This is a genomic window from Thioalkalivibrio sp. ALD1 (assembly GCF_000381245.1).
Taxonomy (GTDB): domain Bacteria; phylum Pseudomonadota; class Gammaproteobacteria; order Ectothiorhodospirales; family Ectothiorhodospiraceae; genus Thioalkalivibrio.
In genome coordinates, this window is record NZ_KB906247.1 from 1 (window position 1) to 14,017 (window position 14,017).

Genomic DNA, 14,017 nt, shown 5'->3' on the forward strand with positions numbered 1-14,017 from the left:
ATCTTGGATACGACGCCGGCGCCGACGGTGCGGCCGCCTTCACGGATCGCAAAGCGCAGACCATCTTCCATCGCGATCGGGCTGATCAGCGACACGGTCATCTTCACGTTGTCACCCGGCATCACCATCTCGGTGCCTTCCGGCAGCTCCACCGAGCCCGTCACGTCCGTCGTCCGGAAATAGAACTGCGGGCGATAGCCATTGAAGAACGGGGTATGACGGCCGCCCTCGTCCTTGCCCAGGATGTACACCTCGGCTTCGAAGTGCGTGTGCGGGGTGATCGAACCCGGCTTGCACAGCACCTGGCCACGCTGCACCTCGTCGCGCTTGGTACCACGCAGCAGCACGCCCACGTTGTCGCCCGCTTCGCCCTGGTCCAGCAGCTTGCGGAACATCTCCACACCGGTAACGGTGGTCTTCTGGGTGTCGCGGATCCCGACAATCTCGATCTCCTCGCCCACCTTGACCACACCGCGCTCGATACGACCCGTCACCACCGTGCCGCGACCAGAGATCGAGAACACGTCTTCCACCGGCATCAGGAAGTCACCGTCCACCGCGCGCTCCGGCTCCGGAATCCAGCTGTCCATCGCCTCGACCAGCTTGTAAATGGCCTGCGCGCCCACTTCGCTGTCGTCCCCTTCCAGCGCCTTCAGCGCGGAACCGGTGACCACCGGAGTGTCGTCACCCGGGAAATCATACGAGGACAGCAGATCGCGCACTTCCATCTCGACCAGCTCAAGCAGCTCGGGGTCGTCCACCATGTCGGCCTTGTTCAGGAACACCACGATGTACGGCACGCCCACCTGACGCGCCAGCAGAATGTGCTCGCGCGTCTGCGGCATCGGGCCGTCGGCCGCCGACACCACCAGGATCGCGCCGTCCATCTGCGCCGCACCCGTGATCATGTTCTTCACGTAGTCCGCGTGCCCGGGGCAGTCCACATGCGCGTAGTGACGAACGTCAGACTCGTATTCCACGTGCGCGGTCGCAATCGTAATCCCGCGCGCCTTCTCTTCCGGCGCATTGTCGATCTGGTCAAACGCACGGGCCTCACTGCCGTACTTCTTGCCCAGCACCGCCGTCATCGCCGCCGTCAGCGTGGTCTTGCCATGGTCCACATGACCAATCGTCCCCACATTCACATGCGGCTTCTTACGCTCGAACTTTTCCTTGGACATCTCTCGCTTCCCCGGATCGTGACGCTTTCACAAGCGACGCAGGTTGTACGCTGACTTACAAAATTTGGAGCTCATGACCGGATTTGAACCGGTGACCTCTTCCTTACCAAGGAAGTGCTCTACCGACTGAGCTACATGAGCCTGACTTACCTGGCCAGGGGCAGACCCGAACCGTTCGGATCAATTGGAGCGGGTGATGGGAATCGAACCCACATCATCAGCTTGGAAGGCTGAGGTTCTACCATTGAACTACACCCGCAGAACCCTGGCTTGCCGAACCACCGCCCGCTACAGGCCGCTGGCTTGAAAACCCGATGGTGGAGGGAGGAGGATTCGAACCTCCGAAGGCTGAGCCAGCAGATTTACAGTCTGCCCCCGTTGACCGCTTGGGTATCCCTCCTCGATCAAGCCGCGTATTCTGAACCAGCGCGAAGCGCAGCGTCAAGCGAGGATTGCATACGCGACACACTGGATGTGATCCGCGCCGCGGGCACCCGGAGCCACCCCTTCCTCACTCCCCCATGGTCTGGCTCATACCCGACGTCTGACGGTTTCCATTCCACCGCAGACGCACGTAGAGTGTGTTTATTAAGGACAAGGATTCGCGCGTAGACGCCCATGCCCAACACGACAACGGCGCCCCGCCTGCCGGGTCTGGCCAAGCGTCTGGTGGACGCTGGCCTGATCGCAGAAGATATTGCTGCCCAGATCGCCGAGGAATCGCGCGCTCAGCAGACCCCGCTAATGCCCCTGCTCGCCAGCAAGGGGCAGGTTTCCGAAGCCCGTCTGGCCGAGGCCGCCGCCGAGGAATTCGGGCTGCCGGTACTGGATTTGTCATGCTTTGATCCAGAGCTGCTGCCCAAGGATCACCTGAACGAGAAGCTGATCCAGAAGCACCACGCCCTGCCGATCATGCAGCGCGGCAACCGGCTTTACATTGCCGTCTCCGACCCCACCAACCTGGGCGCGACCGACGAGTTCAAGTTCGCTACCGGGATGCCCGTTGAGGCCGTGCTGGTGGAGGGGCACAAGCTTGACCGCCTGATCGACAGCGCGCTGAGCGCCGCCTCGTCACTGATGGACGATCTCGGGGACGACGATCTCGAGAACCTCGCGATCGAATCCGGCGGCGGCGAAGACCAGGAGTCTCCGGACGCAGCCGACGCGGTGGACGATGCACCGGTGGTGCGTTTCGTCAACAAACTGCTGATGGACGCGATCAACCGCAAGGCATCGGACATCCACCTCGAGCCGTTCGAAAAGGACTTTCGCGTGCGCTTCCGCATCGACGGGGTACTGCACGAGGTCGCTCACCCACCCAACAACCTGGCGCCGCGCATCACCGCGCGCGTGAAGGTCATGTCACGCATGGACATCGCCGAACGGCGGGTACCGCAGGACGGGCGCATCAAGCTGAAACTCTCGCGCACGCGCTCGATCGACTTCCGTGTTTCCTCGCTGCCCACGCTGTACGGCGAAAAGATCGTCATGCGTATCCTCGACCCGAGCAGCACCCAGATGGGCATTGACCAGCTCGGCTACGAGGAACACCAGAAAGAGGATTATCTCCAGGCACTCAAGCGCCCCTACGGAATGATCCTGGTGACCGGTCCGACCGGCTCGGGGAAGACCGTCTCGCTGTATACCGGTCTCGGGATTCTGAACACGGCGGACCGCAATATCTCCACAGCAGAGGACCCCTCGGAAATCAACATGCCCGGGGTCAACCAGGTCAACATCAACCCAAAAGTCGGACTGACGTTCGCCAGTGCCCTGCGAGCCTTCCTGCGCCAGGATCCCGACGTCATCATGGTGGGGGAGATTCGCGACCTGGAGACCGCGGAGATCGCGATCAAGGCCGCACAGACAGGGCACCTGGTCCTCTCCACGTTGCATACCAACGACGCCCCGCAGACCCTGACCCGACTGGCGAACATGGGGGTACCCCCCTACAACATCGCCTCCTCGATCCTGCTGATCATCGCGCAGCGCCTGGCGCGCCGACTGTGCACTAACTGCAAGGAACCGGAGGATCTCCCGGAAGAGGTCCTGCGCAAGGAGGGCTTCACCGACGCCGACATCCAGGCCGGAGTCACAGCCTACCGGGCGGTGGGCTGCGATCAGTGCACGAACGGCTACAAGGGACGGGTCGGCATCTATCAGGTCATGCCGATCAGCGAAGAAATGCAGCGCGGCATTCTGGAGGGCTACAACTCCATGCAGCTGGCCCAGCAGGCCGAAAAGGAAGGGGTCGAGGATCTGCGTCGCGCCGGCCTGATGAAAGTCATGGCAGGGATGACCAGCCTCGAGGAAGTTAACCGCGTGACCAAGGACTAGGAGACGCCGGAAGGGCTCCGGTTCGGGTCAACAGCACAGGGGGACAGGTAGATGGCCGATTCCGGGACAATCTACGCTTGGGAAGGACTGAACAAGAACGGCGACCGGGTCAAGGGCGAGACCCCGGCCGACAGCGAAGCCGTCGCACGCTCCGAGCTGCGCAAGAACGGCATCAATGTCGTCAAGATTCGCAAGAAACCGAAATCGCTCTTTTCCGCCGGCAAGAAGAAGATCGTCCCCGCGGACATCGCCTACTTCCTGCGGCAGATGACCACGATGCTGCAGTCCGGCGTGCCGCTGGTTCAGGCGTTCGAGATCGTCGGGCGAGGCAACGAGAAGCCGGCGATGCGCGATCTCGTACTCAAGCTCAAGGCCGACGTCGAGGGCGGCGAGACCTTTGCCGCCGCGCTGGCCAAGCAGCCCAAGTACTTCGATGACCTGGTCGTCAATCTGGTCGAGGCCGGCGAGCAGGCGGGGACGCTCGAGACCCTGCTGGACAAGGTGGCCACCTACAAGGAAAAGACCGAGGCGCTGAAGGCCAAGATCCGCAAGGCGATGTTCTACCCGGCAGCGGTCATCGTGGTCGCGATCGTGGTCACGGCCATCCTGCTGATCTACGTGGTCCCGCAGTTCGAATCGCTATTCCAGGGCTTTGGCGCGGACCTGCCGGTCTTTACCCGCATGGTGGTCGATCTCTCGGGGTTTGTGCAGTCCTGGTGGTGGCTGATTCTCGCGGCCATGGTCGCGATCGGCTTCGCCTTCATGCAGACTCGACAGCGTTCACCCCGGTTCGCGCGCTTTCTCGATATCGCCATCCTAAAGGCCCCGGCCTTCGGTCCGATCCTGCGCAAGGCCGCGATCGCCCGCTTCGCGCGAACGCTGTCGACCATGTTTTCGGCCGGTGTACCACTGGTCGATGCCCTCACCTCGGTCTCCGGCGCCACCGGCAACGCCCTGTATCGCGAGGCCACGCTGCGCATGCGGGACGAAACCTCGGCCGGGGCCCAGTTGCAGTGGTCGATGCGCAACACCGGCGTGTTCCCCAACATGGTCGTGCAGATGGTCGCGATCGGCGAGGAATCCGGCTCGCTGGACTCGATGCTGGCGAAAGTGGCGGACTTCTACGAGGCCGAGGTGGACAACGCCGTGGACAGTCTCTCGAGCCTGCTCGAACCCCTGATCATGGTCGTACTCGGCGTACTGGTCGGCGGCCTGGTGATCGCGATGTACCTGCCCATCTTCCAGATGGGTCAGGTCATCTAGGGAAGCCCTGACCAATGTACACACTCACGTTGGTACCCCAGGTTTTCCGAGACAAGGCTCGTCGTGCAGCGGGTAGTGGTTCTACCCGCCCGTTTTCGGTTGATTCGGGGCGCAACGCCGTATCGAGGAACCTGGGGTACCAACCCCACAAACCATTGAAAGCAGGGGCTCGGCCGCCCGTTGTTATTAAAAACGGGCGCGCGCACGGCGTTGCGGCTCCCTTGTGCAGAATGACTGCACGGCAGTCGCCGCGCCTTGTTCGCACGCAAAAGCGACTCGAGCGCGAGCGTGCACATTGGTCAGGGCTTCCCTAGGATGCTCGGCACGGAAGAGTTCCTGTCGCCACCCTGGGCAATCGCGGTCGCAGCGGTATTCGGGCTGCTGATCGGCAGCTTTCTGAACGTGGTGATCGCCCGGCTGCCGGTAATGCTGGAGCGTGGCTGGAATGCCGAGGCGCGGGCCATCCTGGAACAGGAGCCCCCGGCGGACGACACCCCGTTCGACCTGCTGCGCCCGCGTTCGCGCTGTCCCCACTGCGAGCGGCCGATCCGCGCGCACGAGAATATCCCCGTGCTCAGCTTTCTCTGGCTGCGCGGCCGCTGTCCGGGCTGCGGCACGGCCATCAGTTGGCAGTATCCGTTGGTCGAGATCCTCACCGCGGCCCTGTTTGCCCTGACCATCTGGCACTTCGGAGCCGACACGACGGCACTGCTGGCGCTGATTTTCACCGGCATTCTGATCGCCGCCGCCGGAATCGACGCGCGCACCACCCTGCTCCCGGACCAACTGACCCTGCCGTTGCTCTGGCTGGGGCTACTGGTCAATATCCCGGGCACCTTCACCGATCTGCAGTCGGCCGTGATCGGAGCGGCCGCCGGCTACCTGGTCCTGTGGCTGATCTATCATGGCTTTCGCCTGGCCACCGGCAAGGAGGGCATGGGGTATGGCGATTTCAAGCTGCTCGCCGCACTGGGCGCATGGCTCGGCTGGCAGGCCCTGCCGGTAATCCTGCTGCTGGCCTCCCTGGTCGGGGCGATCGTCGGCATCCTGCTGATCCTCCTGCGCGGGCGCGACCGCAATATCCCGATCCCATTCGGGCCCTATCTGGCGGCCGCCGGGTGGCTGGCGCTGATCTGGGGCGATACGCTGGTGGCGCTCTACTTCCCACAGGGGCTCTAGTTTCATGCGTCGGGTCGGACTGACAGGGGGGATTGGCTGCGGCAAGAGCCGCGTCGCCGGACTGTTCGCCAGCCTGGGGGTGCCGGTCGTGGATGCCGATCGGATCACCCGTGAACTGCAGCAGCCCGGCCACGACCTGCATGCGGCAATTGTCCGCCGTTTTGGCCCGGGCATACTGGACGCCCGCGGCCGGCTGGATCGCGGGGCTTTGCGCGCACGGGTCTTTGCGCAGCCGGACGAGCGCAAGGCACTGGAAGCACTGGTGCACCCGGCCGTGCACGCGGAGCTGGAACGGCGACTCCGCGAACTGCCAGACGCCACCGGCTATATCCTGATCGTCGTGCCACTCTTGTTCGAGGCCGGATGGGAGAACGGGTTTGACGAGGTCATCGTAGTCGACTGCGAGCCAGCGGAACAGATTGAAAGGGTCGTGACTCGCGACGGTCGCAGCCACGCTGAAATACAGGCGATCATGGACTGCCAGTTGACCCCGGAGGAGCGCCGGCAGCGGGCCGACCACCTCATCACCAATGACAGCGCGACCACTGATGAAAACCTGCGTCAGCAGGTGGCCGCGCTGCACAGGCAGTTGCGTGACGAAACGGGTGATGGGTAACTTCGTACGCGGTCCGGAATACGGCCACGAGCCGCGTGCAGTTCCGACGTCTTTCCGGACCGGGTGGAAAGTCGCCCCCGGAATACCGGATACTGCCGAAACCTCGTTGCCCCGCAACACTGCGAACCCAAGCCGGACGGGCCGCCCGTGATCCAATTGCTCACCTTCGAACAACCGCTGCATGAACGTGTGCGACTGCTGCTGCGTTTGGAGGCCCTGGCGCAGCGGTTCGGCGACGCCCTGGAATCCGGCCGGCCCTTCGACCACCACGAGGCACTCGTATCGCTGGTCGACATCTATGCCCTGGTCACACGCGTCGACATCAAGCGCGAACTGATGGGCGAGATCGAGCGCCAGACGGCGAATCTGAACCGACTCACGCACCAGCCCGGCGTCGACCCCGAGCGCTTTACCGAGACGATGGAGGCCCAGACACGCCTGCACACGGCGCTGGAGGCCCAGGCGGGTGCACTCGACCACCGGGTACGCGGTAACGAGTTCTTCAACAGCGTGCGCCAGCGCATGGCCCTGCCTGGAGGGGCCTTCGATTTCGATCTGCCGATCTACCACCACTGGCTGGCCCAGAGCTCCCAGGAACGGACCGCACTGCTACTGGAGTGGTTCGAGCCACTCAACACGGTCGCGGAAGCGACCATCCAGGTATTGTCCTACATGCGCCGCTCCGGGCGTTCCGAGTCAGCACTCGCCGAAGACGGCTATTTCGAACGCAGCCTGGATACGAGTCATGCATGGCAGCTGATCCGGGTCAGTGTCGACCCCGACCTGGGGTACTATCCGGAGATCAGCGCCGGACGCCAGCGCTTCACGGTACGGTTTTTTTCCCCCGAGGACTTTCGCAGCCGCCCCGTCCCAGCGGCGAGAGACATCGAATTCCAGCTGTGCTGCTGCGCCCTGTAAGCCCGCGGCACGCCCCCCAACTCGACCCTGAGCGAGAGGCTTAGCCCAGCAATCCCCGGATCGCCGCGATACCCTGCGCGCCAAGGGCCCGAGCGCGCTCCAGGTCACCCTCCTGCATGCCACCAAGGGCATAAACCGGGATTCCCGCCTCGCGCACCTGCTCGGCAAACGCCTCCCATCCCATACCGGGCACACCACGGTGGGATGCGGTGGCCCGGACCGGACTCAAGACCGCGAAATCGAGCCCCAACCGGGTGGCCATGGACAGCCCCTCGGCATCGTGCACCGAAGCGGCTACCGGTCCCGACACCACCGGGCGCGCGGAGCACTCACGCCAGCGCCGTTCCGGCAGGTGCCAGCCCACACCCGGGAGATCGTCTACCCACGCCCACGGTGCATTCGCGAGTAGCGGGATGCCACGGGCATGGGCGAAGCCATACAGCGGCTCGATCAGGGCACGGTAATCCGCCCGCCCCAGACTCGGGGCACGCACCTGCAACATGGGGCTGGTCAAGCGAGCCAGCGCCGCCTGGACCTGTTCGACCACCGTCGGGATCTCCGCCGCACTAGTGGGCTCCGGGGTGATCAGATAGCGATGCGGCAGGACCAGGGCCTGGAACATCGGATGGTTGGCGGCGGGGAAATCCGTCGGGTCCAGAGTGCCGGGATCACGCCAGGCCCATTCCTGGCCCTCGCGGCCATGCACCTCGCCCGACCAGTCCGTCACCCGGAACACGCGCAGGGCCACGGAGCACTCGGAAAAGTCATGACGCACGGTCAGGCACTGAACACCCGCATGAACGAGAATCCCGAGCTCCTCGTGCAGCTCGCGCGCGAGGCCCGCGAAGGCGCTCTCGCCCGAGTCGATCTTGCCGCCAGGAAACTCCCAGAAGCCGGCCAGGTGCCGGCCCGCCAGCCGACGGCTGACCAGAACCCGCCCCGTCGCATCAAGGACCAGCCCCACCGCAACTTCCAGTGGAGAGTCGGGATCCACCGGCTCAGGACCGGTATTCGGCATTGATACGAACGTACTCGTGGGAGAAGTCACAGGTGTACTTGCGGGCGACTGCGGGACCTCGACCGAGCGCGATGCGGATCTCGATCTCGTCCTGCGCGAAGGCCTGCTGCCCGGCTGCCTCGGTGTAGCCCGGGGAACGCCCGCCCCCGCGCACAATCTCGACATCATTTACGGTGATGGCGACCTGCTCGATCACCAGATCCGTGACGCCGGCGCGACCGACTGCGGCCAGGATGCGCCCCCAATTGGGATCGGACGCGAACAGAGCGGTCTTGACCAGGGGCGACAGGGCCACGGTTTCGGCCACCCGTGCGGCCTCGGCTTCGTCACGTGCCGACTCAACCACCACGGTCACGAACTTGGTCGCACCTTCACCGTCACGCACGATCGCCTGGGCGAGTTCGAGGCACAGCCCCCCGAGAGCGCGCGTAAAGGCCTCGCGGTCCTCGGTCGTGGCCAGCGCCGCACCACTGGCACCCGAGGCCATGCAGACGAGCGCATCGTTGGTGGAGGTATCGCCATCCACCGTAATGGCATTGAAACTGTCCGCATTCGCTTCGCGCAGCAAAGGCAGCAGATCGGCTTCGGTGATGGCGAGATCGGTCCCGATGAACCCGAGCATGGTGGCCATGTTCGGGTGAATCATCCCCGAGCCCTTGGCGATCCCGGTCAGAGTCACGCTACCGCCCGAGAGCTCGATGCGACGACTGCCGCCTTTGAGCACGGTATCCGTGGTCATGATTGCGCGGCCCGCCTGCATCCAGCCATTCGGGACCATAGCGGCGTACAGTGTAGGCAAGGCCGTGGTGATCCGCTCGACTGGCAATGGCTCGCCGATCACGCCGGTGGAAAACGGCAACACCGTGCGAGCTTCGCCACCCACCACATCGGCGACCGCCTCGCAGCAGGCCCGCGCAGCGGCGAGTCCCGGCTCGCCGGTACCGGCATTGGCGTTGCCCGCGTTGATCAGCAGCCAGCGGCCCGAAGTCACAGCCTGGTGGTCGCGGGCCACGATGACCGGAGCAGCGCAGAAGGCGTTGGTGGTGTACAGCGCGGCAATGGCGGCATCCGGCCCCGCGTCGATCAACACCAGGTCATCGCGTCCGGCGTAGCGGATACCCGCTGCCGTCGTGGCCAGACGGATGCCCGGCACCGGCAGTAATGTATCCGGGGGTTGCAGCCCAACGGCCATACCTAGACGCTCAGAGCTTGCCGTGGCACTGCTTGTACTTCTTGCCCGAACCGCACCAGCAGGGTTCGTTGCGACCGAGTTTGGGGCCCTCCCGACGATAAGGCGTATCGCCAGTGGCCACCGGCTCGCGTTCCCCCGTCCCGGTATTCAGCGCGCTGTCCGGGTTCTCGTGCTGGAACTTCATGTCCGACTCGGCCGGCGCCTTCTTTTTCGGCTGCAACGCCTCGACCTCTTCGGGTGAACGCAGCTGGATGCGCAGCAAGTACTTGATGACATCGTGCTTGATGCGCTCCAGCAGGGTCTGGAACATCGCAAAGGCTTCTTTCTTGTATTCCTGCTTCGGGTTGCGCTGCGCGTACCCGCGCAGCCCGATGCCCTGACGCAGGTAATCCATCGCCGCCAGATGTTCCTTCCACTGGGTATCCAGAACCTGCAGCATCATGTCGCGCTGCAGGCGATTCATCGTGGTGTCGCCCAGCTGTTCGCGCTTGCCGGCGAGCAGCGTGCGGGCATGCTCGACAATGCGCTCGCGCAGCGGCTCCTCGTGCAGATCGTCCTCATCTTCCAGCCACTGCTTCACGGGAAGCTCGATCCCGAACTCCCCGGCCAGGGCCTGCTCCAGGCCCGCGACGTCCCATTCGTCCTCGATCGAGCCCGGCGGGATGTACTCGCTGATCTGGGCATTGACCACGTCGCCGAGCAACGCGTCGATGGTATCGCTGATGTCCTCGGTGGTCAGCAGTTCCGCCCGCTGCTCGTAGATGACCCGCCGCTGGTCATTCGCGACGTCGTCGTACTCCAGCAGTTGTTTGCGGATATCAAAGTTGTGCGCCTCGACCTTGCGCTGGGCGTTCTCGATCGCGCGCGAGACCCAGGCGTTCTCGATCGCCTCGCCCTCCTTCATGCCCAGGCGCTGCATCAGCCCGCGCACGCGCTCGGAGGCGAACACCCGCATCAGGTTGTCTTCCAGCGAGAGGAAGAAGCGGCTGGACCCCGGATCGCCCTGGCGCCCGGAACGACCACGCAACTGGTTGTCGATACGGCGGGATTCGTGGCGCTCGGAACCGATAATGTGCAGGCCGCCGGACTCGAGCACGGCATCGTGGCGCTTCTGCCAGTCGGCCTTGATCTTCTCCTGCGTCTCGGTGTCGTCCGGATCCGCCTCGGCCAGCTCGGCATCCAGCGATCCGCCCAGCACGATGTCGGTCCCGCGACCGGCCATGTTGGTCGCCAGCGTGATCGCGCCCGGGCGCCCGGCATGGGCAATGATCGCGGCCTCGCGCTCGTGCTGCTTCGCGTTGAGCACCTCGAACTTGATCCCGGTCTTTTTCAGGGCCTGGGCCAGGCGCTCGGAGGCCTCGACGGATGCGGTGCCGACCAGCACGGGCTGGCCACGATCCACGCACCACTGGATCTCCTTGATGATCGCCTGGTACTTCTCCTCCTGGGTCAGATAGACGAGGTCCTGCATGTCGTCGCGCACCAGCGGCTTGTTGCCGGGCACCACCACGACTTCGAGACCATAGATCGTCTGGAACTCGTAGGCCTCGGTGTCCGCGGTCCCGGTCATGCCAGACAGCTTTTCGTACAGACGGAAGTAGTTCTGGAAGGTGATCGAAGCCAGCGTCTGGTTTTCACGCTGAATCGGCACACCCTCTTTCGCCTCGATCGCCTGATGCAGGCCCTCGGACCAGCGCCGGCCGCCCATGATACGGCCGGTGAATTCGTCGATGATCTGTACCTTGTTGTCGCGCACCAGATAGTCGACATCCCGATGGAACAGGGCGTGGGCCCGCAGCGCGGCGTTCAGGTGATGCAGGACCTGGATCGAACCGGCGTCGTACAGGGACTGGTATTCCTCCAGCAAGCCCTCCTCGCGCAGCAACTGCTCGGCCTTCTCGTGACCGTCCTCGCTCAAAAAGACCTGCTTGGCTTTCTCGTCGACGTAGTAGTCGCCCTCGCTCTCCTCGTCCTCCTGACGGGTGAGCTGGGGCGGGATCTTGTTCAGCCGCTCATACAGCTCGGAGCTGTCGCCGCTGGGGCCGGAGATGATCAGCGGGGTCCGGGCCTCGTCGATCAGGATCGAGTCGACCTCGTCGACTACTGCGAAATTGAGCCCGCGCTGCACGCGCTGATCGGCCGAGAAGGCCATGTTGTCGCGCAGGTAGTCAAAGCCGAACTCGTTGTTGGTGCCGTAGGTGATATCCGCGGCATAGGCCTCGCGGCGGGTCACGGGACGCAGGTGGTCCATCCCCCCTTCCTCGGCCTTGTACTCCGGGTCGTAGAGATACGAAGACGTATCGACACCCTGCCCCCCGGAGGAGTTGACCACGCCAATGCTCAACCCCAGGGCGTGATAGAGCCGCCCCATCCAGGCGGCATCGCGGCGGGCCAGGTAGTCGTTGACCGTAACCACATGTACGCCATCACCAGTCAGGGCGTTGAGGTACACCGGCAACGTGGCGACCAGGGTCTTGCCTTCACCGGTACGCATCTCGGCGATGCGCCCGTCGTTCAGGACCATGCCACCGATCAGCTGCACATCGAAATGGCGCATGCCGAGCACATGGACGCTCATGGCCCGGCAGACTGCAAAGGCCTCGGGCAGCAGCTTGTCGAGAGACTCGCCGTCCTGGGCGCGCTGGCGCAGTTCCGTGGTCTTGCTGCGAAGCTCCTCGCGTGGCAGGGCCTCCGTGGCTTCCGCCAGGGCGTTTATCTGCTCGACCTGCTTGCGATAACGCTTGATGATGCGGTCGTTGCGACTGCCGAAGAACTTCTGTACGAGCTGCTTGACCATAGGGATCCGCTTGAGGGGGTTTGCTAGAACCCGCCGTTGTCCGAAACCTATCTAGGATAAACCATCCGCCCACCAGCTGCGCGGTGGCGGAGCCGGGAAAGGTTTTCAACGTTCAGTGGACGCTAGCTTAATCGTCCGAGGGCAGGAAATCGTAGGGGTTGACTGCCTGCCCGGCTTTCAGCACCTCGTAATGAAGGTGCGTATCGGTGGCACGCCCCGTACGGCCCATCCGCGCGATGGTGTCACCGGCGCTCACCCGCTGCCCGGGATCGACCAGTAGCTCCGAGTTGTGGGCATAGCGGGTACGCAGGCCACCCCCGTGGTCGATCTCGATCATCTTGCCGTAGGCGTCGCGCTTGCCCGAGAACACGACGATCCCACCACCGGCGGCACGGATCTCAGATCCATGGCTACCGGCGAAATCCATGCCGGAATGGAAGCGCCGCTCACCCGTAAAGGGATCGTTGCGATACCCAAACGCGGAACTGATCCAGGCCTCGTCGTCCACCGGCATGAGCTGCGGGAGCAGGGCCTCACGCGAGGCATCCTCGCGCAGTGTGTCGTCGATCAGGGCCACTGACGCCTGGTGCCGGTTGAGCAGGCGTTCCAGGGCTTGGAGGCGTTCATCCATCGCAACAGGGGAATTCGGGCCCTCGAGCTCGGGGCCACCCTGCCCACCCATCGCGAGCCCCAGCTCGGAGAGATCCAGGTCGAGGGTCTCGCCGACCGAACGCATACGCAGATCCACACGAGCAAGCTGGCGCTCCAGCGCAACCACACGCTCCGCCAGATGTTTCAGGCCCTCGTGCGCGACCTCACGCTCGGCGGCCTCGATCACGGCCTGGTCGCTGCCCGGCACCACCGGGACCTGGATGACCTCGCGCTGTTGCTGTCCGACCCAGTAGGCAGCGCCGACCGAGGCCACCACCAGGGCGAGCATCGTGAAGCCAAGGATCAGGGCGGTACGAAATGGCAGTCGGGTACAAAAGCCATCCGGTCGTAGTACGATCAGTTGCATGCGTTTCTCAATCACTCTTGTACTGTCAGTGTTCGCGGAGCCGCGTCGATGATGCCGCGCCCCGCGAACCGCTTTGTCGCGGCGGACCTGAGCGCTCACTGTTCCCGCGACCGGGAACTGGAACGCGCCCTCGCCCCGCTGGTCGGAGACGAGTTGCAGAGCGGACGCCTGGCGCTGACGCGACAGGGGGCCACCCTGATCGCGGTCTGCGCCGATCGCGCCCTGGCAACCGAGATCCGCTTCCAGCAGCGCGAATTACTCAAGACGCTCGCGGCGGCCGGCATCGAGGCCCCTGCCGAGGTGCGCATCCGGCTCGACAGCACGCCGCGCGCGCCGCAACCCGAGGCGGTCGCGGTCCAGCGCGAGATCCCGGAGTCGGCCCGCTCGCTACTCATGCAGACCGCGCGCTCGGTCAGCGACCCGGAACTGGCCGAGGCACTAAAACGCCTGGCGGCATTGCCCCCGCAGCGACGCTAGCCCTCGCTGCACAGGACAGGA

The 14,017-nt window shown here is 64.4% G+C and carries 11 protein-coding genes and 3 tRNA genes; 6 read left to right on the top strand and 8 right to left on the bottom strand.

The window, feature by feature from the left end:
• The 4 genes from tuf to F623_RS0111290 form a co-directional block, all read right to left on the bottom strand.
• Positions 1-1,181 (bottom strand): elongation factor Tu (tuf, locus tag F623_RS0111275; protein WP_018862618.1); only part of this gene is annotated, 1,181 nt, incomplete at its 3' end.
• Between the two features lie 65 nt (positions 1,182-1,246).
• Positions 1,247-1,322, bottom strand: a tRNA-Thr gene (locus tag F623_RS0111280).
• 44 nt (positions 1,323-1,366) lie between these two features.
• Positions 1,367-1,440 (bottom strand) — tRNA-Gly (locus F623_RS0111285).
• 56 nt (positions 1,441-1,496) lie between these two features.
• Positions 1,497-1,581, bottom strand: a tRNA-Tyr gene (locus tag F623_RS0111290).
• Positions 1,582-1,799: 218 nt separating this feature from the next.
• Between F623_RS0111290 and pilB the strand changes: the two genes are divergently transcribed.
• The 5 genes from pilB to zapD all read left to right on the top strand — a co-directional run bounded on the left by pilB (position 1,800) and on the right by zapD (position 7,494).
• Entirely contained in the window at positions 1,800-3,518 is a 1,719-nt protein-coding gene (gene pilB / locus F623_RS0111295; RefSeq protein WP_018862617.1) for a type IV-A pilus assembly ATPase PilB, read from the top strand.
• A 51-nt stretch (positions 3,519-3,569) separates the two neighbouring features.
• Positions 3,570-4,781, top strand: a complete 1,212-nt coding sequence (locus tag F623_RS0111300; RefSeq protein ID WP_018868663.1) for a type II secretion system F family protein — start codon at positions 3,570-3,572, stop codon at positions 4,779-4,781.
• 315 nt (positions 4,782-5,096) lie between these two features.
• Complete coding sequence (locus tag F623_RS0111305) at positions 5,097-5,960, top strand: A24 family peptidase (protein WP_018868662.1); 864 nt, start codon at positions 5,097-5,099, stop codon at positions 5,958-5,960.
• Between the two features lie 4 nt (positions 5,961-5,964).
• Positions 5,965-6,576 carry a dephospho-CoA kinase gene (gene coaE, locus F623_RS0111310; RefSeq protein WP_018862614.1) on the top strand — a complete coding sequence of 204 codons (612 nt, stop codon included), beginning with the start codon at positions 5,965-5,967 and terminating at the stop codon, positions 6,574-6,576.
• Between the two features lie 147 nt (positions 6,577-6,723).
• Positions 6,724-7,494 (top strand): cell division protein ZapD, encoded by a 771-nt coding sequence (zapD, locus tag F623_RS0111315; protein ID WP_018862613.1) that lies wholly within the window; start codon positions 6,724-6,726, stop codon positions 7,492-7,494.
• Between the two features lie 40 nt (positions 7,495-7,534).
• Here the strand turns inward: zapD and F623_RS0111320 are convergent, their stop codons facing one another.
• The 4 genes from F623_RS0111320 to F623_RS0111335 form a co-directional block, all read right to left on the bottom strand.
• Complete coding sequence (locus F623_RS0111320; RefSeq protein ID WP_018868661.1) at positions 7,535-8,512, bottom strand: Nudix family hydrolase; 978 nt, start codon at positions 8,510-8,512, stop codon at positions 7,535-7,537.
• Complete coding sequence (argJ, locus tag F623_RS0111325; protein WP_026278777.1) at positions 8,493-9,704, bottom strand: bifunctional glutamate N-acetyltransferase/amino-acid acetyltransferase ArgJ; 1,212 nt, start codon at positions 9,702-9,704, stop codon at positions 8,493-8,495. Before argJ ends, F623_RS0111320 begins: the two co-directional genes overlap by 20 nt.
• Positions 9,705-9,714: 10 nt before the next feature.
• Positions 9,715-12,501 (bottom strand): preprotein translocase subunit SecA, encoded by a 2,787-nt coding sequence (secA, locus tag F623_RS0111330; RefSeq protein ID WP_018868660.1) that lies wholly within the window; start codon positions 12,499-12,501, stop codon positions 9,715-9,717.
• 127 nt (positions 12,502-12,628) lie between these two features.
• Entirely contained in the window at positions 12,629-13,519 is an 891-nt protein-coding gene (locus F623_RS0111335; RefSeq protein ID WP_018868659.1) for a M23 family metallopeptidase, read from the bottom strand.
• 48 nt (positions 13,520-13,567) lie between these two features.
• Between F623_RS0111335 and F623_RS0111340 the strand changes: the two genes are divergently transcribed.
• Positions 13,568-13,996 carry a DciA family protein gene (locus tag F623_RS0111340; RefSeq protein ID WP_018868658.1) on the top strand — a complete coding sequence of 143 codons (429 nt, stop codon included), beginning with the start codon at positions 13,568-13,570 and terminating at the stop codon, positions 13,994-13,996.
• Positions 13,997-14,017: the final 21 nt, after the last annotated feature.

Excerpts from the sequence above, each read along its gene's own strand:
- F623_RS0111305 (WP_018868662.1), top strand. The coding sequence starts at position 5,097 with ATGCTCGGCACGGAAGAGTTCCTGTCGCCACCCTGGGCAATCGCGGTC.
- secA (WP_018868660.1), bottom strand. The coding sequence starts at position 12,501 with ATGGTCAAGCAGCTCGTACAGAAGTTCTTCGGCAGTCGCAACGACCGC.
- F623_RS0111320 (WP_018868661.1), bottom strand. The coding sequence starts at position 8,512 with ATGCCGAATACCGGTCCTGAGCCGGTGGATCCCGACTCTCCACTGGAA.
- F623_RS0111335 (WP_018868659.1), bottom strand. The coding sequence starts at position 13,519 with ATGCAACTGATCGTACTACGACCGGATGGCTTTTGTACCCGACTGCCA.
- pilB (WP_018862617.1), top strand. The coding sequence starts at position 1,800 with ATGCCCAACACGACAACGGCGCCCCGCCTGCCGGGTCTGGCCAAGCGT.
- coaE (WP_018862614.1), top strand. The coding sequence starts at position 5,965 with ATGCGTCGGGTCGGACTGACAGGGGGGATTGGCTGCGGCAAGAGCCGC.
- argJ (WP_026278777.1), bottom strand. The coding sequence starts at position 9,704 with ATGGCCGTTGGGCTGCAACCCCCGGATACATTACTGCCGGTGCCGGGC.
- F623_RS0111340 (WP_018868658.1), top strand. The coding sequence starts at position 13,568 with ATGATGCCGCGCCCCGCGAACCGCTTTGTCGCGGCGGACCTGAGCGCT.
- F623_RS0111300 (WP_018868663.1), top strand. The coding sequence starts at position 3,570 with ATGGCCGATTCCGGGACAATCTACGCTTGGGAAGGACTGAACAAGAAC.